We start from the raw sequence: 21,450 nt of genomic DNA, 5'->3' as shown, positions 1-21,450 counted from the left end.
CCCGCCCGGCGGCCGGGGTTCGGTCAGCCTCCGGCCGGCTCGGCCCAGGAGAGGCCGTCGGCGCCCGGCACGAGGCCGTCGGGCAGCAGCGGCGACTCCTTGATGTCGGCGCCGAGGACACCGCGCCGCTGGATCTCGTTCATCTCGTGCATCACGTCGCCGACGACCTTGGCACCGAAGAGGTGGTTCATCCGCTCACCGGACTCGGTCTGCATCGACCCCGTGGCGGCCACGGCGTCGGACAGCGCCTTCGAGGAGGAGGCGAACCGCTCGGTGAGCGCGGCGGAGTCGGTCAGCGCCCGCTCCCGGGAGGCCACCCCTCCGACCAGGGTGACGAACGCCTCCAGGTCGGAGGAGTCGAAGGCGGTGACCTTCTTGGCCTTCCAGAAGTAGTTCTCCTCGCTGCCCTGCATGTCGTAGAAGGCACTGAGGAATTCGTAGAAGACGCCGTACTCGCGGCGGTACCGGCCCTCGAACTCGCCGAAGGCACGCTCCTCCGAAACCCCGCCCGCCAGCACGCTGTTGATCGACCGGGCCGACAGCAGCCCGGCGTAGGTGGCGAGGTGGACGCCGGTGGAGAAGACCGGGTCGATGAAGCAGGCGGCGTCCCCGACGAGCGCCATGCCGGGCCGCCAGAAGCGGGTGTTGGCGTACGAGTAGTCCTTGCGGACCCGCAGCTCGCCGTAGGTCCCCTCGGTGACGCGGGTCGCCTCGGAGAGGTAGTCGCGGACGATGTCGCAGCGGTCGATGAACCCGAGCAGTGCCTTCTCCTGCTCCTCGTCGGTGCCCTGGATGTCGGCCGCACGGGTCCGGCTGATCACCGCGCCGACGCTGGTCAGGGTCTCGCTGAGCGGGATGTACCAGATCCAGCCCTCGTCGAAGGCGGCGCAGAGGATGTTCCCGCGGTCCGCGCCGGGCAGCCGCTTGCCGCCCTCGAAGTAGCCGAACAGCGCCAGGTTCTTGAAGAACTCGGAGTAGACCCGCTCCCCACCCGCGTGCCTGCTGATCCGGGTCTTGTTGCCCGACGCGTCGATGACGAACCGCGCCGCGACCTCGTGGACCCGGCCCTGCGGGTCGGTGTAGCGGACGCCCCGCACCCGCTCATCGTCCTCCAGCACCTCGCTCACCGGGGAGTTCTCCCGGACGTCGACGCCGTGCTTCGCGGCGTTGCGGAGGAGGATGTCGTCGAACTTCATCCGCTCCACCTGGTACGCGTACGAGGTGGGCCCGGAGAGCTCGGGGGCGAGGGCGAAGAGGAAGTTCCACGGTACGGGGTTGGTGCCCCAGCGGAAGCTGCCGCCCCGCTTGACCATGAAGCCGGCCTTCTCCATGTCCTCCTGGACGTCGAGCAGGCGACATATGCCGTGGACGGTGGCGGGGAGCAGCGACTCCCCGATCTGGTACCGCGGGAACGTCTCCTTCTCCAGCAGCAGGACCCGGTGGCCGTGTTTGGCCACGAGCGTCGCGGCCGTGGATCCACCGGGGCCACCGCCGACCACGATGACGTCGAACTCTTCGTGCAGTGTTGGTTGTTCAGAGGTGTTCACTGGCGAGTCTCTCCTGGTGATGACGGGCTTCCGCTGGTCAGGGGGTGCCGAGCTGATCCCGCCAGCGTTTGATGGTGGCCTCGCCGGCGAGGTCGACGAAGGTCACCTCGGTGCCCTTGTCGCGCCAGCGCTGGACGAGGGTCATCAACCGGATCGAGTCCATGCCCTGATAGACGAGCAGTTCGTCGTCGTCGAGTTCCTGCGGGTCGATCTGCAGCACATCGGCGACGTCCTGCCTGATGCGCTCCAGGGAAAACGCGTCGGTCGGGGGTATCTCAGGCATCGAGCGGCGTCCTCCTCTTGTCGCGGGGGTGACGGCGCGACGGCGCACGGCACGGACCACCGGCCCGGCCGAAACCGTGGAACCGATGTGATACGCACCGACGGCCGACGGCCTTCGGCCACCCGCCCTACTTAGGTAAGGCTAACCTAACTATTGGTCGGACCTCGCTGTCAAGCCGCCGGGCGACCGGACCCGACGGCCCGACGGATTTCCCTGATGTCACGTCATGCCACCCACGCGGGGCGGCAAAGGCCGGGCACACCGTCGACGGTTCCGCCGGCAGACCCCGACAGCCCCGTGGGCGGCGATCCCGCCGCCCACGGCGGCCCCGGGCGCGCGGGCACCGTTCCGGCCCCCACCAGCACCGTTGCCGCCGCCGTCGGCGGTGCCGTCACGACGGGGTGCGGCCGGGGCGGGAGCCGGGCGACGGCCCCGGGTTCCACGGCGGGCGGAAAGCCGGATCGGCCGGGAGACGGGCAGCGCCACCCCGGTCGGAACCGACCCCGAAAGGGTTACGGAGGGAGCAGAAACGCTTTTCCGCCCACCGGCGAGAATCCTGGACCCGTCGAACACGAATCATGGTCCGGACCGGGGGGCGGGAGGAGTCGAAATCACCGGCCGGCCCTTCCCGGCGCCCGCGCCGACGCCGCGCCCGCGAACGCGCGGGCGCCTGCGGGCGCGGGCGCGGGTGCGACGGAGCAGCCCGGCGCGACAGGGCAGCGGGCTCGGTGAAGGGAGAGCGAAGGGAAGGGGGACACCACGCGCAGGACACCAGGCACGGCACATCGGGCGCCGGAGATCAGGCGCGGGGCGTCCGACCCCGAGCGTCGGGCTTCGGACTTCGGACTTCGGGCGTCAGGCGTCAGGCGTCAGGCTCGGGCCGGGCGCGAGGAAGCCGCGCCGGGGCGGGCCCGACACCCCGGCGCACCCCGGCGCACGCCGCGAGCGCCGGAAGACGGCGGGGCGCAGCAGGACGCACCAGGACGCAGCGGGGTCGAACAGGGGCCGACCGTGTCGGCGGGACGTGTGAACGTGGCGCCCGGACCCCCACGGCCGGGCGCCACGGGTCCTCAGGGCCGCCAGTAGCCGAGGGCGTGCACCTGCGGCCTGGGCACGGCGAGCTCCTTCCGGGTGAACCGGGCGAGAGCGCGCGTGGTCACCGTGTCACAGGCGATCCACACGTACGCCCCCGCCGGGTCCCCGAGCAGGCCGGGCAGCGCGGCGCGCACCTCCGCGACCAGCTGCGCCTCGTCGTCCTCGCGCGGCATGACATCCTCCAACCCCCGAGAAAGTAAGGCAAGCCTAACCTATGTTGTCGGGGGCGTGCGCCGGTCCTCACCCGGCCGCCCGCACCGTTCCGACGACGCCTCGGCAGCACCCCGGGGGCCGGAACCGCCCCCGCTCCACGGCTCGCCCCCGTTCGGAGCAATCCACCGACAAATGGCCCGAACGGTGCTCTCGTGAGGGGGCATCCACGAACACACCTCACCGGAGGTTCAGTTGTCGCACCCTCAGCCCCCGCGCTCCGCCGACCCCGCCCGACGCGCCCGCCGCGCGCTGGCGGCGGCCGTGGCCGTCGCCTCGGCCGCCTGCGTGCTCGCCGCTCCCGCCGCCTACTCCCGCGGCACCGGCCCCGCCCAGGGCCACCGCGCCGCGATCACCATCCAGGAGAACCGGCTGCCCTTCACCACCCGCTTCCAGGGCGACTTCCACGGCTCCGTCACCCACATCAGCAACTCCCTGATGACCTGTGACGAGACCAAGCCGCCCGTCGACCCCGCCCAGCCGCCGTGCGAGCAGGGCCGCACCGGGGCGGGCAGCAGGCCGATCAACAACAACTACCAGATGCGGTACGTCAACATCGATCCCGGCAGCATCGGCCCGCTCGGCGACCCCATCTACTCCGCCAGCTCCGCCGACCTGCAGCTGCCCCCCGGGGCGACGGTCAAGCACGCCCGCCTGTACTGGGGCGGCACCCGCGGCATCGACGACGTCGTCCTGCCCGAGAGCCAGATCGACGAGATCTACCTCAAGTTCCCCGGTGACGGCCAGTACACCAACATCGCCAACCAGCAGCCCTCCATCGGCTACATCACCACCGACGAGGAGAGCAGCTACCAGGCCTCCGCCGACATCACCGAGCTCGTCAAGAGCCACGGCACCGGTACCTACACGGCCGCCAACATGGACTCCGTCGTCAAGCCGCACAGCTGGGGCGGCTGGACCGTCGTGGTCGCCTACGAGGACCCCTGCGCGCCGCTGCGGCACGTCCACCTCTGGGACGGATTCCAGCCCGAACTCCCCAACAGCCCGGCCCTGTCGGGCAGGCTGACCGGGATCAGGACGCCCGCGAGCGGCCCGGTCACCGGACACCTGGGCTGGGTCGTCTACGACGGCGACCACAAGTGGACCGGCGACACCATGTCGATCAAGTCCACCAACGGCCCGATCACCGACTTCACCGACGCCAACCACCCGCTGAACGACGCCTTCAACTCCACCATCGACAACCCCAACCCCGCCCAGCGGTTCCCCCGCAACCCGGCGCCGCGCAACAACTTCGGCTACGACGCGAACCGCTGGACCGTCTCCCCCTACCTGCGCAACGGCGACACCGACGTCACCGTCACCGTCAACACCCAGGGGGACGGCTACAACCTCGGCGTCTTCTACGCCGACATCGACCTCGACGCCACCGAGGCCGCCCGGGGCGACTCCCCCGCAGTCACGTCCACCTGGAGCGGCGGGAAGTAGCCGCCGACGCACGGAGGGGCGGGACCGGTCGATCGGCCGGTCCCGCCCCTCCGCACGTCCACCCGTGCCCCTTACCGCGCGGTGTCCGCCGGCTTCAGCACGGGGTCGGTCCATTCCTCACTGAGCAGCCCGAGGACGACCTGGTCGCTGAAGGATCCGTAGGTCCAGGCGGAGCGCCGCAGGGTGCCTTCGAGGCGGAACCCGGCGCGGGCGGCCGCGGCGATCATCGGCCGGTTGTCGGCCAGCGTGTCGACCTGGAGGCGCTGCAGCCCGCGAACCGTGAAGCCGTAGTGACAGAGCAGGGCGACCACGTCGTGCGCCAGGCCGCGACCGCGGAAGCCGGGGAGCAGCGCCAGGCCCAGATGGGCGGTGCGACTGTGGGTGTCGATGCCCCACAGCAGTGCCTCGCCGGCCAGTTCGCCGGAGGAGCGCTCCACGACCGAGAAGCACGCCGCCTCGTCGCTCGGGGCGGCCACGGCGTAGGGCGACCCGGCGGCACCGGGCGAGAGGGGCTGCCAGGGCCGGGAGTCGGCCCGGGAGCGGGTGGCGACGTCGTCGTACAGCCCGGACATGAGGACCGGGACGTCGCTCTCGTGCCGGGCACGGAGAATAAGGGCAGCATTTTGTAACATGTCACATTGCTAACAGGGGTCGAGGCTGCCGGGCAACCGAATTCCGCCCGCCTCCGCCTTCCGCACCCGCACCCGCACCCGCACCCGCACGCACTCTACGACGCCCCGTCACCGGCGGCCGGGCCACGGTCCGGTGACGCGACGTCGGGGCGGGCCGGCCGGGGGAGCCCTGTCGACATGACCTCGTCACCACCCCCGGAGGGCCCGGGCTAGGGTGTGCTCGTGAGTCTTCATGTGGTTGTCGGATACGGGCCCGCGGGGGCGGCCACCGCTCGGGCGCTGGCCGAGCAGGGGCACGAGGTACGGGTGGTCAGCAGGTCGGGCCGCTCCCCGGAGGCCGGCATCGAGCACGTCGCCCTGGACGCGGCGCGCCCCGAGGCCCTGACCGAGGTCGCCCGCGGCGCCGTCGCGCTCTACGGCTGCGCCGCACCGCCCCTCCACCGCTGGACGACGGACTGGCCGCCGCTGGCCTCGTCGCTCTGCGCGGCGGCCGAGTCGACCGGGGCCGTCCTCGTCATGCTGGGCAACCTGTACGGGTACGGCCCGGTGGACCGCCCGCTCACCGAGGACCTGCCGCTCGCCGCCACCGGCCCCAAGGGGCGGGTCCGGGCGGCCCTCTGGGAGCAGGCGCGGACGCTGCACGAGGCGGGCCGGATCAGGGCGGTCGAAGTACGTGCCTCCGACTTCTTCGGCCCCGGTGTGACGGACGGGGGCCACCTGGCCGGGCGCGTCCTGCCGCGCCTGCTGGACGGCCGGTCCGTCACGGTGCTCGGCGACCCGGACACCCCGCACAGCTGGACCTACCTCCCCGACACGGCCTCGGCGTTGATCGAGGTCGCGGGCGAGGACCGGGCCTGGGGCCGGGCCTGGCACGTGCCGACGGCCCCCGCGCTGTCCGCGCGGACCATGGTCGCCCGGCTCGCCGCCGACGCGGGAACCGGCCCCGTGGCGGTGCGGCGGCTGTCACCGGCGGTGCTGGGAGCGGCGGCGCTCTTCTCCCCGCTGCTCCGCGAACTCCGGGAGGTGCGCTACCAGTTCGACCGACCGTTCGTGATCGACTCCGCCGCCTACGAGTCCGCGTTCACGCTGCGCGCCACCCCGGCCGAGGAGCAGTTCCGGGCGACGGTGGACTGGTGGCGCCGCCGGATCGCCGCCCCCGCGCGACACGCCTGAGCCCGACCTCCCTGCCCACGTCCGCCCCGCACGCCTGGCTGCGGTGGGCCGGTCCGCGGGAGGCCGCGGACCGGCCCGGGGCTCAGGCGGACTCCAGCCGCTCGACGATCTGCTCGCACAGCTCGTGGGTGCGCAGGGCGTCGTGGGCGTCGAGGGTCTTCCCGGAGCGGACGGCGTCCAGGAAGGTCAGCACGACCTGCTCGATGCCGCGCTGACGGGCGACCGGCACCCAGTCGCCGCGGCGGCGGACGGTCGGCTGCCCGCGGTGGTCGATCACCTCGGCCAGGTTGTGGACCTCGCGCTTGGAGTCACCGCCGGAGACCTCCAGGATCTCCTCCGTCGAGCCGGAGAGCCGGTTCATGATCCCCAGCGCCGTGAAGCCCTCACCGGACAGGGTGAGGACCACGTGCTCGACCAGGCCGCCGCGCACCCGGGACCGGACATCGACGTGCTCGATCTCGCCGGGCACCAGGAACCGCAGCAGGTCCACGACGTGGATGAAGTCGTCGAAGATCATCGGCCGTGGCGCCTCGGGCAGCCCCTCGCGGTTCTTCTGCAGCACGATCAGGTCGCGCGGACGCTCCTTCGCCTGCACGTAGCCCGGCGCGTGGCGGCGGTTGAAGCCCACCATCAGCGACCGCCCCGTGCGGTCGGCGAGGTCCACCAGCCGGCGGGAGCCCTCCAGGGTGTAGTCGAGCGGCTTGTCCACGTACACGTCGACGCCGGCGGTCAGCAACTGCTCGACGATCGGGACGTGCTGATCAGTGGCCGCGTGCACGAACGCGGCCCGGATCCCGCTGCCGATGAGCTCACCGAGGTCGGTGAACCGGTGCGCCGGGTCGATCCGGTGGGCGTCGCCGATCCGGTCGAGCTTGGCCCGGTCCCGGGTCATCAGCCGCAGGTCCAGGCCGGGCAGCGCCGTGAGCACCGGCAGATAGGCCTTCTGCGCGATGTCGCCGAGGCCGATCACCCCGACCGGCAGCACGGCGTCGGGAACGGCGGTCTCACTCATGGAATCTCCTGCCAGGGGGCGAACGATCATCAGGCGGCTCCACCCTACGAGCTGCCCCGCCGACCGAACCAGGCACCCGGCCGAACCAGGCACCCGGCCGCGCCGGGCCCGCCGCCGGGGCGCGGTCACCCGCCGGACCCGGCCCGGGGGGCGGAGAGGAAGCCCAGGAGGTCGAACGGTCCCGGGGTGGGCAGGGCCTCGCGGTGCAGGGCCGCCAGCATGGCGGCGACCGCGGTGGTGACCGGGGCCGTCCCCGCCCGCTGTTCGGCCCAGAGCCAGTCCCCGTCGGGGTTGACCTCCAGGAAGACCGGTCCGCCGGCGCTGATCAGGAAGTCGAACGCGCCGTAGCGGAGCGACATCGCGGCGGCCAGGGTCCTGGTGGCGGAGGCGACGGCCGGCGGCGTCCGGACGGGCTCGGCCCCGACCCGCTCGGGAGCCGTCCACGGGTCGGCCGGCGAGGTCTTGCCGATCCGGAAGGCGTGCAGCCGCCCGGCCACGTGGTAGACGCGCAGCTCCGCCTCGTGCTCGACGTACTCCTGCACGATGACGGGCGGACCCGGTCCCGGGCCGGGGTCCGCGGCCGGGTCGTCCCGTTCGACGACCACGGGGAAGATCCCGTTCAGGCGCCCCGGCTCCGGCTCGACGAAGTGGTGGTGGGCCGCCTTGACCACCAGCCGCGGGCAGTCGAACGCGCCCCGGGCGCGCTGCGGGTCGGTGGTCAGCACCGTGCGCGGGACGGCGATCCGGTGGTGCCGGGCCAGGTCCAGCTGGGCGAGCAGCCCCGGCCCGGTCGCACGGATCGCCGTCCCGGAGACCGCCGCCAGCTGGTCGGCCGCGGCCTGCCAGGACTCGCGCAGGAACACGGTCCGGGCCGGATCCCCGGTGCTCTCGATGGCGGACGCCGAGAAGTGCCTCACCCAGGTCACCGTGGGGGTCAGCCAGCGGCCGTTCAGCCGGACCGCCCGGCGTTCGGGGTCGACGAGCAGGTCGGCGGCGCCGAGCTCGTCGGCGTTCAACCGCTCCGACCGGACGCCCGCGCTCCCCAGCAGGCCCTGTACCGGCTCCAGGCCCCCGTCACAGGCGCGGCTGAGCAGCAGGACGGCCGGGGCCGGCCGGGGGCGGACGTCGACGGTGCGGCCGGGGCGGGCCAGCTGGTCGAGGAAGGCCGAGGGGCCGTCAGCCGCCACCGTCAGCCGTCGCCGTCGGCCAGCAGCTCGTCCGCCATCGTCAGGAGCTTGGCGACCGTCGCGGCCACCTGCTCGGACGCCCGCGGCAGCCGCTCCGCCACCCGCTGCAACAGGACCAGGTCGGGCTGCGGGACCGCGGCCTGCGTCGCCGCCGCGCGGGAGGCGCGGTCGGCGTCCAGCGACCGGAGCCGGACGAGCAGCTCCAGCACCGTCGCCATCTCGGTCGCCAGCAGCCCCAGGGAGGCCATGTCGCCGAGGTCGCAGCGTTCGCGGCTGTCACGGTCCAGCACCGACAGCACCCCGATGCAGTCGCCCTCGCAGATGAGCGGCGCGGCCATGATGCTGCGCGGCACGTAGCCGGTGGACTCCGCGGCGCCCCGGGCGAACCGGGGGCTGTCGGCCACGTCGTCGATCACCACCGGCTGCCCGGACACCATCGCCCAGCCGGCGATGCCGGTGCCGCTCGGGAACCTCGTCCCGAGCAGGTGGTGTTCGCCCTCGCCCGCGACCGCCTCGAAGACCAGGTCCCCGTTGTCCCGGTCCACCAGGAGCACGGAGGCGGCGGCCGCGCCGAAGACGCTGCGGGCGACTTCCACGATCGACTGGAGCAGTCTTCGTTGCGGGATGCCGGCACTGTCCAGCGGGTCAGTCGACACGCGCACCTCCCTCGGGTACGGCTACGTTCTCGGCGGCCAGGTAGAGGACGGACTTGAGTTGGAACGGCGTGAGCGCGCGGTGCTTGCCGAGGATGAGCGCGCAGATGCCCGCGATGTGCGGGGTGGCGAAGCTGTTGCCGGTGCTGAGCAGCCGCCGCCCGCCCGGCCCTGCCACCGGCACCCGCACGCCCCGTGCGTAGAACTCGACCGGTGGGGACGGGTTGTAGTAGTAGGTCATCGGGTCGGGGCGGTCGTGGCTGGCCACCGAGATGACCGAGGCGAACGGCCACGGATAGCTGTGGACCGGCATGTTGTGGGCCGACGCGACGATGGTGCAGCGCCGGAAGTAGGCGGCGTCCGAGAGGTCGCGCAGGCCGTCGCGGAAGTCCGGCTTCGTCGTCGAGAGGCTCATGTTGATGACGTCGAACCCCTCCTCGATGGCCCAGGTCAGCCCGGCCAGCAGGGCGGCGCCGCTGCCGTGCCTGCCGCCGGAGAGGACGCGCACCGAGGTCAGCGACACGGCGGGGGCGATCGACCGGATCACGCTCGCGCAGGCGGTGCCGTGCCCCGCCGGGTCGCCCGGTTCGGTCGGGGTGACGGCGAGGACGCCGTCCTCGCCCTTGACCACGTCCATGGCGCGGTCGAGCCCGCCGACCATCGGGTGGTCGGCGTCCACGCCGCTGTCGAGCACGCAGACGCGGACGCCGGAGCCGTCCGCGCCGCCCCAGGCCCACTCCCGGGTGACCGGGCCGAGCGGGCTGACCTCGAAGGGCTCCTGCGGCACCACCGAGACGGGCATGCTCCAGGCGGGCACGCCCGGGAAGTGGTCGCGCGGCGGCCGGCGCCAGGGCGGCTGGTCAGTCATCGGCCGCGCCCTCCCCCGGTCCGCCGGGCCCGCCCGGTTCCGGACCCGCCCTCCCGTCCGCACCCGCACCCGCACCCGCACCCGCCTTGCCGTCCGCCGTCCCCGGCCCGTGGGCGGCGAGCCAGCGACGGACCCGTCCGGCGGGCAGCGCGGCGCCCTTCGCCTCGAACATCCGCAATGCCTCGGTCCCTTCAGCCCGCGCCCGTTCGGTCATCCCGGCCGCTTCGAGCACGATCGCCAGGTCGAGGAGGGTCTCCCCGGTCAGGCACAGGTCGTCGCACCGGGCCACCAGCGCACGAGCCGCCCGGGCCCCGGCGAGCGCCTCCTCGTGGTGCCCCCGGACGGAGGCGATCCGCCCGCGCAGCGCGGCCTCGCCCAGCCGCGCCCGCAGGCCCGCGCCCTCGCCGTCCAGGTCCGCGCCGTCGAGGCGGTCGAGAGCGGAGGCGGCGGCGGCGGTCCGGCCCTGGGCGAACAGTTCCCGGGCGATCGCGACCTCGGTGTTCCGGGTGTCGGTCGCGTGCTCCGAGGTCCGCAGCACGCCCAGGCTCTGCCGGTACCGCGCCTCCGCCACGTCGTGGGCGCCGGCCAGCGATTCCACGAAGCCCGCCGTGTCCAGCACCACCGCGTCCGCGAGATCGGCGTGCACGTCGCGGGAGTAGGTCAGCGCCTCGGCCACGGTGCGCCGCGCGCCGTCCAGGTCGCCGCCGAGCGCCTCCAGATGCGCCCGGGTCACCAGGACCGGGAGGAGCAGCGACCGGCTCGCGGCGAACCGGACGCCGAGCGCGGCGCAGAGCCTCAGCCCGGCGTCCACCCGCATCGGCGTCCACTGGGCCAACTCGCAGACGGCGCAGAGCAGCCGGTCCTCCTGGTAGCCGTCGCCCAGGGTCCGTGCCAGGGCCAGCGCGCGCCCGAACGAGGCCGCCGCGGACGCCGCGCGCTCGGCGACGAGTTCGAGGTGGGCGAGCAGTTCGTGCAACCGGCACCAGCTGAGATCGTCCTCGGGGTCCTGTTCCAGCTCCGCCGCGATCCGCTCCGCGTCCGCCGCCACGGACGCGGGCGGCGCCAGGCCGAGCCGGAGCGCGACGATTGCGCGCTGGACCGCCAGGGTGGCCGCGGACCGCCGGTCCCCGGGCAGCGCGGCCTCCGCCGCGGCCAGCGCGGACCGGCACCGCTCCTCGTCCTGGAGCCAGATTCCGGCGTCGCAGACGTGCAGGGCGAGCGCCGTGTGGCGGGGATCGCCGACCGGCAGCAGTTCCCTCGCCCGCTCCAGGAGCTGGACGGCCGCCGGCAGGTCCTTGCGGGCCAGCGCGTGCATGCCCTCGGCGGTCAGGGTGTCCGCCGCCGCACCGGCCAGTCGCGGGGGCTGCGGGTCGCCCGGCCGCAGCTGCCTGCGCAGCCGGGAGGTCTCCTCGACGTGGTAGGCCACCGCCATCGCGTCCTGCGGCAGCTCGCCGGAGAACCGCTCGGCCAGGAAGTCGTGCCAGCGCTCGCGGCGGGTCTTCGGGGTGAACTCGTAGGCGGTGTCGCGCAGCAGGGCCTGGGCGAAGCGGAAGGTGCCGGCCGGGCCGCGTTCGAGGACGCGCCGGCGGACCAGCCGTGACAGTGCCTCGTCGGCCTCGGCGGAGCCGGTGCCGTCCGCGGCGGCCATCACCCGCAGCAGCTCCCGGGTGGACTCGCGCCCGACCACCGCGGCCAGCTCCACCATGCCCCGTTCGGTGACGGGCAGTTGGTCCAGCCGGGCACCCAGCATCGCCTGGATCGTGGGCGGGACGTTGGTGCCGGGGGCCGTCTCCGCGAAGACGTCCATGAGCTGCTCGGCATAGAGCGGGTTTCCGTCGCACAGGGTGGCGACGCGGCTGTTGACCTCCTGGAGGTCCTGCGGAACCACCTCGGCGAGGAGCGACAACTCGCCCAGCAGGGACGTGATCTGATGGTAGGTCAGTGGTCCGACGTCGAGCGTCGTCGCACCCGGTTTGCCGGCGCCCCAGCCGGTGCGGGTCTCCAGGAGTTCGGGGCGGGCGACGCAGAGCAGCAGGACCGGGACCCCGCGCAGCCAGGTCGCGACCTCGTCGATGAGGTCCAGCAGGGTCTCCTCCGACCAGTGCAGGTCGTCCCAGACCATGACCACGGACCGCGAGCGGCCGAGGACCTCCAGAAGGTGCCGCACCGCCCAGGCGATGTCCTCGACACCGGCCGCGCCGCCGTCCTGGTCCACGACCGTGCCGAGGGTGCGCGCCGCCAGGCCGTGGGCCGGCGCCGCCGCTCCGTCGTCACCGGCCCGCGCCGGGTCCTCCTCCAGCAGCCGGGCGAGGGCCGGCCAGCCGCCGGGGAGCGAGCCGAGCATCTCGGCCAGCGGACGGTAGGTGATCCCCCGGCCGTAGGCGGAGCACCGGCCGGCGAGCACCGTCACCTCACCGGCCGGCAGGCCCGCGAGGAACTCCCTCACCAGGCGCGACTTTCCGATGCCGGGCACGCCGACGACGGTGGCGAGGCAGACCTGCCGCCGCAGCCGGGCCCGCCGGAAGCCGCGCTCCAGCGCCTCCAGTTCGTCGACCCGGCCGATGAACGGGGTCACCGGCCCGGGGAGGTCGGCCGCCGGCTCCGGGGCGGTCACCCGCCAGGCCGGCAGCGGGCGGGCCTTGCCCTTCACCCGCAGCGGAGCGACGGGCTCGATCCCGACCTGCCACCGCACCATCGCGGCGGTGTCGGCGCAGAGCAGCACCTCGCCCGGGCGGGCGGCCGTCTGCAGCCTGGCGGCCGTGTTGACCGAGTCGCCGACGACCCGGAAGTCGTCCCCCGGTCTGGTGATCACCACGACGTTGCCGGTGCACACACCGGCCCGCGCCTCCAGCTCGACCTGGTACTCGGCGCTGAGCTCGGCGGTCAGGCCGGCCAGGGCCGCGAGCGCCCCGTTCGCGGCGCGCACCGCCCGGAGCGCGTCGTCCTCGCGGGCCACGGTGGCGCCGAAGGCGGCCAGGATCGCGTCGCCGATGAACTTCTCCACCTCCCCGCCGTGTTCGGCGATGCAGGCCCCGCAGCTCGCGAAGTAGCGGTCCATGACCTGCCGCAGCGGCTCCGGGTCCAGGCGTTCGGCGAGCGCGGTCGAGCCGACGATGTCCAGGAACAGCATGGACACCTTCCGGCGGGTCTCGCGCGGAGCCCCACCGGCCGTGAGCGGCGTGCCGCAGCCGGCGCAGAACCGGTCCGACCCACCGGCGAGCCGGCCGCACCCGGAGCAGATCACTGCGGGCCCGCCGGGGCGGGGCGGGCGGCGGGCCCGGCGGGATCGGCCCCGGGCGCGGCGGGCCCCGCCGGATCGGGCCCCGCCCCGGATCCGGTCCCGGTCCCGGGCTCGGCCTTGGCGGCCGGGGCGGCGGCCGTGTCGGGGAGCGCGATCCGGGCGTAGACGCCCGCGAGGACCACGACGACCGCGGACGCCGCGAAGATCGTGTCGATCGGGCCGAACCGCTGGCCGGCCAGCGAGCCCGAGAAGTCCCGCAGCCCGGTGCCGGCGAGCCAGCCCGACAGCACCGCGGCCAGCATCGCGGCCAGCCGGGTGACGGGATAGAACACGGCGACCACCCGGCCCCGGAACTCCTGGGGCGTCGCCGCCAGCAGCAGCGGCGACATGGCGGTGTTCAGCATGGTGATCGGGAGGACGAAGAGGAACAGCAGGGTCACCGCGGCCGGGAAGCCGCTCTGGCGGGAGTACAGGAGCAGCAGGGCGCCGCTCACCATCAGCCCGATCCAGGTGGTCCTCCGGGCGCCGATCCACTGGACCACCCGGCCCGCGGCGAGCGCTCCCACGATGCCGCCGATCCCCATCGCCATGCCGAGGTAGCCGTACAGCTCGGCGGACGCGTGCAGGTTCCTGGTGGCGAAGAAGATGTTCAGGGTGTTCAGGGCGCCGATGCCGAGCTGGCCGATCACGGCGAACAGCAGCAGCGCCACGAGGAACCTGCTGCGGCGGAAGAACCGCAGGCCCTCCAGGAACTCCGCGCCCAGTCCGCGCCGTTCGGCGGCCGGCCTGCCCCGGTCCGGCTTCGCGGCCCGTGCGTCCCCGGCCGCCGGCCGCACGTCCACCGACCGGATGGCGAGGTAGGACACCAGGTAGGAGAGGGCGTTGAACAGCAGCGCCCACTGCAGGCCGACCGTGAACAGCAGCGGCGCGGCGAGCGGCGGGCCGATGATCCAGGCGGTCTGTCCGGTCGCCTGGGCGATCCCGGCCGCTCTCGCCCGGTCGGCCTCCCCCGTGACGAGTTCCGCGATGACCGAGAACCTCGCCGGGGTGAAGAACTGGCTGGCCGCGTTGAGGACCAGCACCGTCGCGTAGATCAGGCCGAGCCACAGCCCGACCGGGAGGTCACCGGCCGGCAGGAAGGAGACCGCGGTCAGCAGGGCCACCAGCCCGCCCCGGATCGCCTCGGTGCCGAGCATCGTCGCACGCTTGTCCCAGCGGTCGACGAACACGCCCGCGAGGGGGCCGACGAACAGGACGGCGGCGCTGGTCGCCAGGACGACGCCGCTGACCGCCTGCGGCGCCCACGGCTTCCCCTTGGCCAGCTCCATGGCCACCCACAGGACCAGGGTGGTGCTGAAGACGGCGTCCCCGACGGAGGAGACGGCCTGCCCGAACCAGAGGCGGGTGTAGCTGGGGTCGATGAGGACCAGTCGTGGTCTCATGAGGCGTGCTCCGGCCGGAGGAGGAGCGTCATCAGGGCGGTCACCAGGGTCGTGTGGTAGGCCCTCGCGAAGAAGGCCCCGACCGGTTCGGCGTCCGTCGCGGCGGTCCTCGCGGACCGGCCGGGGAGCGCGCCGTCGGGCCGCTGGGCCCGGACCAGGCAGTCGACGGCGGCACGGCCCCAGGGGGTGCGCAGCGGGTCGAGGCCTAGGCAGACCTGGGCCATGACGAGCTCCGCGGCCAGGTCCCACCAGTCGTGCCGCACGCAGTGCTCCAGCAGCCGGCGGAGCAGCTCCGCCGCGTCCGCGAGGGCCGCCGCGGAGAGCCCGGGGGCGGTCCGGCCGAAGTCGCTGAGGTAGAAGCTGGAGTGCGTGAGGGCGTACGCCTCCGGGACGGTGACCGGTGCCGCGTCGTACGGCCCGGCACGGTCCGGTGCGGCACGGTCCGGCATCGCGGCGGGCAGCCGGACGAGGAAGTTCCGACCGAGCAGTTCCTCGTAGGGTTCGAACGCGTGCGGCACCCCCGCCTTGTCCGCGTAGTGGCGCAGCTCCAGCTGCTGGTAGGCCGACCTGCCCTGCGGTGACAGGTCGTCGGGGGTCAGCCGGGCGAGCACCGCCCGGTACGGCGTGCCGTCGGTCCCGGCGGGTGCCAGTGCCGCGCAGGCCAGTCCGTACGGGGCGGCGCACCGGGGGTCGGCGGTGAGGAGCGCCGGGAAGTCCGGGTGCTGCCAGACCGTGCGGACCAGCGCGGTCGCCTCGTCGAGGCGGGGGTCGCCGCCCGTGTCCCGTCGGGCCCACAGGTGGCAGAGCAGCGCCAGTTCCAGCGCGGCCTTCGCCCGCCCGTGCTCCGCCGAGCGGCCGGGCGCCGAGTACGGGTCGAAGTGGTCCAGGTGTCGCCCCAGCCAGGCGAGCGTGCCGGCGGACAGCCGGTCGAGGTCCGATGGCATGGCTACAGGCGCCCCGTCTCGTCCAGGTAGTCGAGCAGGGCCGCGTCCACCGTGTCGTGGAAGGCGGCGAGTGTCCGCCGGTCCTCCTCGCGCCGGTACAGGTCCTCGCAGCCGACCCACCGCTCGCGGGTGACCGTGTCGGGCAGGTACCCGCCGGTGACCGTGCCGACCTCCCACGCCGTCCTGCCCGCGGTCTCCCAGCAGCTCGCCAGGGTGCCGTCCGCGCTGACCACCGCGCCGTAGCGGCCGTCCCGGTAGCCGCAGGTGACGCACGGCCGGTGGCCCTGCGGCCGGGTGACGGTGAATCCGAGGTCGAGCGCCCGCCGCTGCCACCGGGTGAAGCGGGCCGACAGCTCGCCGGTGTGCAGCAGGTCGTTGCCGTAGCCGATGCCCACGTCGCCGACCTGGGCGAAGTACAGGGTGCACCGGGCGGGGTCGAGCCGTGTGGCGAGCCGGTCGATCAGCGCGTCGACGCCCCGGTAGGTCTCCCCGGAGACGTTCACCCGCAGCAGCCACCGGAGCGGGGAGGTCTCGGACGCCCGGACGAGGTTGTGGACGATCGTGTCGAAGGTCCCGCCGCCGTCCGTGCGCCCGACCCGGATGCGGTCGTGGTCGGGGCGGTCGCCGTCGAAGGTGATCTGGACGGACCCCAGCCCGAGGCCGGAGAGCCGGCCGGCCAGTGCGGGCGTGAGCAGGGTGGCGTTGGAGATCATCCAGGCGGAGACCGGCCCGCGGGCGGCCGCGCGTTCCAGCAGTTCCAGGCACCCGCGCGGGTTGAGCAGGGGTTCGCCGCCGAACAGCAGGATCCGGAGCTCCTCCAGTCCGGCGGCGGCCATCTGCCGCTCGGTGAAGTCGAGGATCGAGGTGATCGTCCGCGAGGTGAGGCGGGTCCGGGCGATCCGCGGCGGACGGCTGCCGCCGTCCGGGTCCTGGCTCGTGTTCTGGAAGCAGTAGTCGCAGCCTAGGTTGCAGTGGGTGCTGGTCAGCACGGTCAACGCGTAGCTGTGCGGGGGTTCCGCGGTCATCAGGCCGTACTCGCGGAGCCGGCGTTCGGTGCCCGGCCGGAGCAGGCCGTCGGCGGTCAGCTGGGTGGGGCGCAGGCGGGCCAGCCCGCCGCCCGGGCCGAGGAACCACCAGTTCCGCTCGCCCCGGAGGAGGCGGACGCCGCGGTCGAGGTCGGCCTGCGCGGGGTTCACCGGGCACCCCGCGTCGCCGGCGCCCGGTCCCGGCCGGTGGCGTGGTCCGCCGCCGGAGGCCCGGCGCTCCCGCCCGCCGCACGGGCGCCGTCCGGGGGGCCGGCGTCCGGTGCGCCGCCTCGCCGGCCGTGGGCGACGGTCAGCGCGGTGAGGGCCGTCACCAGGGTGGCCTGGTAGGCCTTCCGGAAGAACTCCGCCGTGGTCGCGGTGGTGTCCGCCCGGTCGGCGGCGGACCGTCCGGGAACGGCGCCGCCGGGCGACTGCACCTCGCCGAGCAGCCGCAGGCCGGCCTCTCCCGAGGGGGTGCCGAGCGGGTCGAGGCCGAGGCAGTGCTGCGCGAGCACCAGCTTGGCCGTGAGGTCCCAGTCGCCGTTGCGCACGCAGTCCCCGGTGAGGCGGCAGACCAGGTCGCGGGCGTGTTCCAGGGCGTCGCCGGTCAGGCCGGGGTCACGGAAGCCGAAGTCGCTCAGGTGGAAGAGGGTGTGGGTCACGTCGCACACGTCCGGCTCGCCGACCGGCTGCCCGTCGCGGTGCCGGGCCAGCCGGCTGGCCTCGTACAGTCGCCGGTAGGAGTGCAGCCGGTGTCCGACGCCGGCGAGGTCGGCGTAGAACCTGGTCTCCAGGTGGAGGAAGGGCGACTTCCGGCCCGGCGTCAGGAAGCCGCCGGCCGTCACCTCCGCGAGCGCGGTCCGGTGCGGGCCGTCGGTGAGCCCGGCGGGTGCCAGTGCGCCGTACATCAGCTTGAACTGCCAGGCGTAGCGCGGCTCGGCGACGAGCAGGGCCGGATGGGCCGGGCTGCGCCAGACCCGCTCGACGGTCCCGGTCACCTCGGCCAGGCCCGGGTCCGACGGCGCGGCCCGCTCCCAGGAGCGGCGCAGCAGGGCGAGCTGCAGCAGGGCCTTGACGCGTGGTGTCACCGGCAGTTCGGCCCGGCCCGACGGGGAGTCAAGGTAGCCCGAGTGAAGGCGTATCCACTGCAGTGCGCCCGCCGCCAGGCTCTCCACGGCCACTGCGTCCGGGCCGGCTGATCGAGTACCCATGGTTCTCCCTAGAGGTTGCGGACCGCTGGGCCGCCTGCTCGATGACGTCGGCCGCACGGGCCGGGCTGTTCGCCGCCGCGAGCCGGCGGCCGAGCCGGCGGGCCCCCTCCCGCAGCCGGTCGTCCTGCCAGGCCGCCTCGACCGGCCGGGGCCGGTCCGGCCGCTCCGCCCTCGGGATGTGCGCGGCCACGCCGGCCCGGAGGCAGGCGCCGGAGAGCACCGGCTGCTCGGATCCGTTGGGGGTGACGCCGAGGGGCCGGCCGCGGAGCAGCGCGCCGAGTACCGGGGCGGAGGTGCCGCTGGTCAGCACGAGTCCGGCGAGGTCGACGAGCGGCCCCAGCCAGGGTTTGCGGACGAGCAGGACGTCGGCGCCGGGCGCGGGTCGCGGGTCGGCCGTCCGCCCCTGCTCGACCACCGCCTGGAACGGGCCGCCGGTGAAGGTGGCGTTGAGGCGCGGCCAGGGGGTGCCGCCGCCGAAGAACCGGCCGAGGTGCACGTAGACGACGGGCTTGCCGACGCGTGCCAGGTGGTCGGTGATCGCCGCGAGTTCGGCCCGGTCGGCGGCGGGCTCCCAGGCCAGCGGCCCGACCTGGTGCGCGCGCTCGGGCAGCACCGCGCCCGGGTACTCCAGCTCGGGGTCGCCGCGGAGCAGCAGGGCGTCGCCGAGCAGCGGGCCGTCCGGCCACCGGGAGGGCCGGCTCGCCAGGCCGGCCTGCTCGCGGGTGGCGGCGTACAGCTCCAGGCACTCGTGGGTCCGGTTCTCCCTGGTGCGGCCCCACTGGGGCTCGTCCTCGCCGCCGGTGCGGTAGTTCCAGAGGTGGACGGAGAGTCCGATCACCGCCACCGGGATGTCCAGCGCCTCGGCGGCGAGCAGGGCGCCGTTGCACAGCACCGAGGTGACCAGCAGGTCTGCCCGCGCCTCCCGGGCCGCGCGTACGGTCGCCCGGTACTGCTCCACCCCGGCCGGGCCCCACCGGGCGGCGGAGAAGGCCCGCGCGCCGCCGAAGTCGTCCGCCGGCGCGAACGGCAGGCTCGCCTCGGCCACCACGGCTGCGGCACCGGCCCGGCCGAGCACGCCGACCCGGTGGCCCCGGCGCCGCAGCTCCCGCCCGGCGGCGAGTGCCGGGTAGAGGTAGCCGCCGTCACTGAGCGGGCAGAGCAGGATGTTCACGGGGCCTCCGGGCCGGGGCGGGCCGACACCGAGCGGGCCGCCCCGGTCCCGGCGGCTCGCGCCGGGGACCGGATGGCCCGCTCGGTTCTCGTGGCTCGACCTGTCGAGTCGGTCGGGTCAGAGGGCCGCGCTGTTGTTGATGATGCAGATGGAATCCTCGCCCGCATCGTGCGCGACGACGTCGACGTCCTCGTCCTCGACCTCGGTCGGCTCCGGGTTGATGTCCTCGGGCATGTTGCCTCCTCTCCCCTGGCGGCGTCCGCTACGCCGATCCCAGAGAACGGTAGGGATCCTCGGTATGACGACGATTAGTCAGCGGTTCAATACCGGTATGACAGCCACTCAGAGCCCCTTCGCGCGGCCGCACGGGCGGCTGTACGGGCGGCCGGCGGGTCGGCCGCCCGGCCCGCCGCTCAGGGGTGCGGCACAGGACTCCGGTCGGCCGTGCGGGCCGGGGCCTGCCCGGCCGCCGTCTCCCGCGCGTAGGCGTACGGCAGCGCCGGCATCTCGTAGCGCACCGTGTGTGCGAGCCCCTCCACGTTGGGGACGGTGAGGAGGCTGGCCTCCAGGAGGTGCTCCAGGACCCGCACCGCCGCGTCCGGCCGGCAGTCCAGCACCGCGGCGGCCTGCTCCAGCGTGAACACGGGCTCCGCGAGCAGCCCGAGCCGCAGCACCGCCCAGTGCGCCGCCTCGGGCAGGTCCCCGATGGACTCGGCCAGCCGGGCACGGACCGCCGGGTCGCCGCCGCAGAGCTCGTCCAGCAGCCCCGGGGCTCCGGCCATCCGCGCGCTGTACTCGCGCAGCGGCACGTGGCGCAGGAACGCCAGCCGGTCCGCCACCAGCCGGACCCCGAGCGGCAGCAGCCCCGCCGCCCGGACGATCCGGCCGGCCGACTCGCGGTCCGCGTCGACCCGGTCCGGGCCGATCACCCGGCCGAGGAACTCCACGGCCTCCTCCACCGCCAGCGAGGAGAGCCAGAAGCGGTGGGCGCTCTCCAGGCCGATCATCCGGGGCCGGGCCGTCACCACGACCGCGCTCTCCCCGGCCTCCGGCAGCAGCGGCCGGACCTCGCTCTCCCGCCGGGCGTCGTCGACGACCACCAGGGCCCGGCGTCCGGTCAGCCAGAGCTGCCAGGCCCACCGGAGGTCCGGCGGGTCCGGCGGTCCGGCGGGCTCCGGCCGGCCGGGTGCGACCGCGGCCAGCAGCTGGCGCAGCACGTCGTCCAGCGGGCGCAGTCTGCCGTCCTCGCCACGGAGCCGGACGAACAGCCGGCCGTCCGGGAAGCGGTCGCCGAGCCGGTGTGCGACGTGGACGGCGAGCGCCGTCTTGCCGGAGCCGAGCGGGCCGGTCACCACGGCCAGCCGGTTGCCGCCCCGGGCCAGCGCCTCGGACAGCTGCCGGGCGGCCGGCGCCCGGCCCGTGAAGGCCGGGGGATCGCAGGGCAGCAGGTTCGGCGGGGCCGTCCGGCCCCGCCGTGGTTCCGCGGGCGTCGCCGTGACCGCCTCGGCCGCCCGCGGCAGCGGCTCCGCCGACGGCGGCCCCTCCCCGGGGGGCCGCAGCCCGGCGGACGGGCGCAGCTCGGCGGGCTCCCTCGGCCCGGCGGGCGCCGGCTCGCACAGCAGCGAGCGGTAGAACCGGGCCAGCGCCGGACTGGGCGGCAGCCCGAGTTCGTGGGCCAGGCACTGGCGCAGCTCGTCGTAGACCGCCAGCGCCTCGGAACGCCGCCCCGCCTGGCACAGCGCGGTCATCTGCAGCATCCGCAGCCGCTCCCGCAGCGGGTGCAGCTGGACGGTCTCGGTGACGCGCTCGATCACGGCGGGCCCGCCGCCGGCCGCGATCTCCGCCTCCACCCAGTCCTCGAACACCCCGAGGAACCTGCGGTCCAACCGCTGGGCGGCGGCCCCGATCAGCGGCACGTCCCGGAACCCGTCGAGCGCCGAGCCGCGCCACAGGTCCAGTGCCTCGGTCAGCGCACCGGCCCGGGCCCGCTGCTCGAAGCAGAGCGCGTCGAGCTCGCCGGCCGCCGTGTGGAGCACGTACCCGCCGGTCTGGTGGCTGATCCGCGATCCCGACTCCGCGCCCACCAGGCGGCGCAGTCCGGACACGTACACCTGGACGTTCTTGCGGGCCGTCCGCGGCGGGGCGTCGTCCCACAGCGCCTCGACCAGGGAGTCGAACGAGACCCGCGCATTCGCGTGACACAGCAGGGCGGCCAGGAGAATCTGCTGCTTCCGCGATCCCGGGTCCACCGAGCAGCCGTTCGCCAGCACCCGCAGAGGGCCCAGAATCCCGAAACTCACCGTCATC

General features: G+C 74.5%; 16 protein-coding genes and 1 pseudogene. 2 read left to right on the top strand and 15 right to left on the bottom strand.

The window, feature by feature from the left end; translation table 11 throughout:
* Positions 1-23: 23 nt before the first annotated feature.
* The 3 genes and pseudogenes from PUR56_RS42375 to PUR56_RS42365 form a co-directional block, all read right to left on the bottom strand.
* Positions 24-1,547 (bottom strand): tryptophan 7-halogenase, encoded by a 1,524-nt coding sequence (locus tag PUR56_RS42375; protein WP_329884040.1) that lies wholly within the window; start codon positions 1,545-1,547, stop codon positions 24-26.
* Between the two features lie 37 nt (positions 1,548-1,584).
* A complete protein-coding gene (locus PUR56_RS42370; protein ID WP_329884041.1) occupies positions 1,585-1,830 on the bottom strand; it encodes a phosphopantetheine-binding protein in 246 nt (81 codons plus the stop codon).
* Between the two features lie 1,070 nt (positions 1,831-2,900).
* Positions 2,901-3,098: pseudogene (locus PUR56_RS42365) on the bottom strand (SIP domain-containing protein); the annotation flags it as partial.
* 232 nt (positions 3,099-3,330) lie between these two features.
* Between PUR56_RS42365 and PUR56_RS42360 the strand changes: the two are divergent.
* The gene (locus tag PUR56_RS42360) at positions 3,331-4,584 is read left to right on the top strand and encodes a hypothetical protein (protein ID WP_329952921.1); all 1,254 of its coding nucleotides are present in this window, start codon (positions 3,331-3,333) and stop codon (positions 4,582-4,584) included.
* Positions 4,585-4,655: 71 nt separating this feature from the next.
* On the opposite strand, the gene PUR56_RS42355 is transcribed toward PUR56_RS42360, so the two are convergent.
* The gene (locus PUR56_RS42355; protein WP_329952920.1) at positions 4,656-5,216 is read right to left on the bottom strand and encodes a GNAT family N-acetyltransferase; all 561 of its coding nucleotides are present in this window, start codon (positions 5,214-5,216) and stop codon (positions 4,656-4,658) included.
* A 222-nt stretch (positions 5,217-5,438) separates the two neighbouring features.
* Here PUR56_RS42355 and PUR56_RS42350 point away from each other — a divergent pair, with 222 nt between their 5' ends.
* Entirely contained in the window at positions 5,439-6,389 is a 951-nt protein-coding gene (locus tag PUR56_RS42350; protein ID WP_329952919.1) for an NAD-dependent epimerase/dehydratase family protein, read from the top strand.
* Between the two features lie 82 nt (positions 6,390-6,471).
* Here PUR56_RS42350 and PUR56_RS42345 read toward each other — a convergent pair whose 3' ends face one another.
* The 11 genes from PUR56_RS42345 to PUR56_RS42295 all read right to left on the bottom strand — a co-directional run bounded on the left by PUR56_RS42345 (position 6,472) and on the right by PUR56_RS42295 (position 21,449).
* The gene (locus PUR56_RS42345) at positions 6,472-7,371 is read right to left on the bottom strand and encodes a Gfo/Idh/MocA family protein (RefSeq protein WP_329884148.1); all 900 of its coding nucleotides are present in this window, start codon (positions 7,369-7,371) and stop codon (positions 6,472-6,474) included.
* A 155-nt stretch (positions 7,372-7,526) separates the two neighbouring features.
* A complete protein-coding gene (locus tag PUR56_RS42340) occupies positions 7,527-8,588 on the bottom strand; it encodes an ATP-grasp domain-containing protein (RefSeq protein ID WP_329952918.1) in 1,062 nt (353 codons plus the stop codon).
* A 2-nt stretch (positions 8,589-8,590) separates the two neighbouring features.
* A complete protein-coding gene (locus PUR56_RS42335) occupies positions 8,591-9,244 on the bottom strand; it encodes a GAF domain-containing protein (RefSeq protein WP_329884047.1) in 654 nt (217 codons plus the stop codon).
* On the bottom strand, positions 9,234-10,109 hold the full coding sequence (locus PUR56_RS42330; RefSeq protein ID WP_329952917.1) for a S8 family serine peptidase: 876 nt from the start codon (positions 10,107-10,109) through the stop codon (positions 9,234-9,236). The genes PUR56_RS42335 and PUR56_RS42330 overlap by 11 nt, the downstream gene beginning before the upstream one ends.
* Positions 10,102-13,353, bottom strand: a complete 3,252-nt coding sequence (locus PUR56_RS42325; RefSeq protein WP_329952916.1) for an AAA family ATPase — start codon at positions 13,351-13,353, stop codon at positions 10,102-10,104. The genes PUR56_RS42330 and PUR56_RS42325 overlap by 8 nt, the downstream gene beginning before the upstream one ends.
* Positions 13,350-14,792 (bottom strand): MFS transporter, encoded by a 1,443-nt coding sequence (locus PUR56_RS42320; RefSeq protein ID WP_329952915.1) that lies wholly within the window; start codon positions 14,790-14,792, stop codon positions 13,350-13,352. Before PUR56_RS42320 ends, PUR56_RS42325 begins: the two co-directional genes overlap by 4 nt.
* The gene (locus PUR56_RS42315) at positions 14,789-15,736 is read right to left on the bottom strand and encodes a DUF6895 family protein (RefSeq protein WP_329952914.1); all 948 of its coding nucleotides are present in this window, start codon (positions 15,734-15,736) and stop codon (positions 14,789-14,791) included. Before PUR56_RS42315 ends, PUR56_RS42320 begins: the two co-directional genes overlap by 4 nt.
* Before the next feature lie 2 nt (positions 15,737-15,738).
* A complete protein-coding gene (locus PUR56_RS42310) occupies positions 15,739-16,932 on the bottom strand; it encodes a radical SAM protein (protein WP_329952913.1) in 1,194 nt (397 codons plus the stop codon).
* Positions 16,929-17,972, bottom strand: coding sequence for a DUF6895 family protein (locus tag PUR56_RS42305; RefSeq protein WP_443034635.1), 1,044 nt, complete (start codon positions 17,970-17,972; stop codon positions 16,929-16,931). Before PUR56_RS42305 ends, PUR56_RS42310 begins: the two co-directional genes overlap by 4 nt.
* A complete protein-coding gene (locus PUR56_RS42300; RefSeq protein WP_329952911.1) occupies positions 17,878-19,143 on the bottom strand; it encodes a glycosyltransferase in 1,266 nt (421 codons plus the stop codon). Before PUR56_RS42300 ends, PUR56_RS42305 begins: the two co-directional genes overlap by 95 nt.
* A 413-nt stretch (positions 19,144-19,556) precedes the next feature.
* Positions 19,557-21,449: an AfsR/SARP family transcriptional regulator gene (locus PUR56_RS42295; RefSeq protein ID WP_329952910.1), complete on the bottom strand. Its 1,893-nt coding sequence runs from the start codon at positions 21,447-21,449 to the stop codon at positions 19,557-19,559.
* Between the last annotated feature and the right edge of the window lies 1 nt (position 21,450).

This window comes from Streptomyces sp. BE303 (genome assembly GCF_036290945.1).
GTDB lineage: Bacteria > Actinomycetota > Actinomycetes > Streptomycetales > Streptomycetaceae > Kitasatospora.
This window is presented reverse-complemented; position numbering and strand designations above follow the sequence as displayed.

What these genes read in the sequence shown, in the direction of transcription:
- PUR56_RS42370 (WP_329884041.1), bottom strand. Translation starts at nt 1,830, where the DNA reads ATGCCTGAGATACCCCCGACCGACGCGTTTTCCCTGGAGCGCATCAGG.
- PUR56_RS42355 (WP_329952920.1), bottom strand. Translation starts at nt 5,216, where the DNA reads ATGTTACAAAATGCTGCCCTTATTCTCCGTGCCCGGCACGAGAGCGAC.
- PUR56_RS42330 (WP_329952917.1), bottom strand. Translation starts at nt 10,109, where the DNA reads ATGACTGACCAGCCGCCCTGGCGCCGGCCGCCGCGCGACCACTTCCCG.
- PUR56_RS42320 (WP_329952915.1), bottom strand. Translation starts at nt 14,792, where the DNA reads ATGAGACCACGACTGGTCCTCATCGACCCCAGCTACACCCGCCTCTGG.
- PUR56_RS42315 (WP_329952914.1), bottom strand. Translation starts at nt 15,736, where the DNA reads ATGCCATCGGACCTCGACCGGCTGTCCGCCGGCACGCTCGCCTGGCTG.
- PUR56_RS42305 (WP_443034635.1), bottom strand. Translation starts at nt 17,972, where the DNA reads ATGGGTACTCGATCAGCCGGCCCGGACGCAGTGGCCGTGGAGAGCCTG.
- PUR56_RS42295 (WP_329952910.1), bottom strand. Translation starts at nt 21,449, where the DNA reads ATGACGGTGAGTTTCGGGATTCTGGGCCCTCTGCGGGTGCTGGCGAAC.